This is a genomic window from Bdellovibrio bacteriovorus (assembly GCF_001592745.1).
Classification (GTDB): domain Bacteria; phylum Bdellovibrionota; class Bdellovibrionia; order Bdellovibrionales; family Bdellovibrionaceae; genus Bdellovibrio; species Bdellovibrio bacteriovorus_B.
The window spans coordinates 1-1931 of the sequence record NZ_LUKD01000002.1; the positions used below are offsets into that span (position 1 = coordinate 1).

The 1931-nt window shown below is 49.9% G+C and carries 1 protein-coding gene and 1 pseudogene; both read right to left on the reverse strand.

Annotation, left to right across the window (positions count from 1 at the left end; genetic code table 11):
* A pseudogene (locus AZI87_RS10555) lies at positions 1-620 on the reverse strand (hypothetical protein); the annotation flags it as partial.
* Positions 621-625: 5 nt separating this feature from the next.
* The coding region (locus AZI87_RS18190; protein ID WP_063206669.1) for a hypothetical protein at positions 626-1931 on the reverse strand (1306 nt) is incomplete at its 5' end.

The window sequence follows — 1931 nt, forward strand, 5'->3', positions numbered from 1 at the left end:
TGAGGGATCCCCCAGTTTTCGAGATAGCCAGTGTCCCCACCAGCATCATTAAACCGGCGGCGCAGCAGCTCTGTAACTTCTCTCCACGCCTTAGCACCTTTTCTTGCTTTAGCATTGCCAGTATTTTGCCCCCGCATTTCATATACCAGGTCACGTACGCCCGCTTCATCTTCAAACAGACCAAAAAAGCGAGGATCAACTGCTTCGAATGCCTCCTGCAATTGACTCAATGCATAATCACGGGTGGCTTTTGTTCTGGATTCAACAGAGAGGAAATTCGATTTACCGTCTGCATTAAAAGCAATAGTACGGTTAAGAGCGCCAAGTTTCCCATCAGCCCCTTGATAGCTATTGATAAATTTATCCAATCTCTGACGTGCGGCTATAGTGAGGGCCACACGACGTTTCTTTAATGCCGCTTCTCGCTGTAATTCTTCAGATGCCAATTGTGCTGCACGATACAACCGTTCTGATTCGGAAAGTTGTCGCCACGACATCGGGTCATCACGAGCAATGGAGCGCATATTTCGATAAATGCGGTCTTCAATGTTCTGTATTTCTCGCGCCGTTAACGTGCGCTGCGCCGCCTGCTGGACCGCTTGTATACATTCCTGTCTCATTTAATTTAACCTCTCAAGAAACACGCCACAGCAACATCAAACAGGCTGGAATCCTGTATTGCCTGCTCACTTTCCCTGTTCGCTTCATCCAGTACTTCACGCGCACTGCGCGATTGTGGATTACCATCATCATCCAGCACGGTGATTATCATGTCAGGTGATTCAAGCAGCGAGTCTTCAGCTATGCGCAGATCAATATCTCCTGCCTGATCTGACATCATTTTTTGTTCTGCCTGTTGCAATATTTTATCAGGCTCAAAAGGAGCTACTTCGTCTGGCGTCCTGACCTCTGCTGTTTTATAGAATGAAACAGCCTGAGCATTAAGTTCACTTTCTGCCTGCTGTCTCCGAGCCAGTTCTGCTCGAGCTTCAAAAAACTGACCGCCAGGCTCGTGCGGTGCCAACGCGTTACGGGAAAATTCCAGGCGTTCTTGTGCCTGCCGGATTCGTTGATCAATATCGCGAAGTCTGGCCTGTTTATCTGATCGAGCACGAGACAAAGCTTTACCGCTACCGGTTGGCTCTTCTGCAAGAATTTGTGCACGCTGTTCAGTGAGATTTTCAATAATTCGTTGGCTATTAGCGATTTCAGACTGGTAAACCTGTCTATCTCCACGCGGCAAAAGCTGCGCGGCCTGTTCTTCAAGCAACCGATTTTCTATAGCGCGCGCCGTTACTCCATCATCTACAGATGACAGAGCCTCATTAACTGCCTGAGACAGCAGACTCTTGCGCCCAGGAATTTCACTGAAAGATGCAGACTCAACAATGCTGGCAACGTCTACAGGTCTCCCCTGGCTAACATCAGACATAGCTTTTCGCAGAGCCTGAATGTGAGAATTGCGCGAAAGCACGTTGATCGGCACGCCGGGCGCAATATCAATTTCAGCATGATGAGCGGCATTCGCCGCCAGTGCAGCATCGATATCAACTGGTGAAAAATTTGGTGCGTTTGTAGACTCGCCGCGAGAGTTAATAAATCTGCCGACACCACCAAACGCCACCCCAAGAACAGCATCAATAGCAATTGCCTGTCGATCCAACACATCATACTGGTTAGCCATTTCGCTATAGCCACCATCACGAAGTGTTTTTGCAGTAAGCCCACGCTGTGCCATACCGAACGCAATATTTGTACCTGCGGCATAGGCAATATCTGGCGTTGCACGTACTGCTGTTGCTGCGGCGCGTCGCACTGAACTCTCACCCGTCCGCGCAAGCTGAGCCGCCACACCTTCCGCCAGCGCACCACCAGCACGTAACCCGAGGCTCATAGGGATCAGCGTTCCGGCACCAGCAGTAATGCCCTGC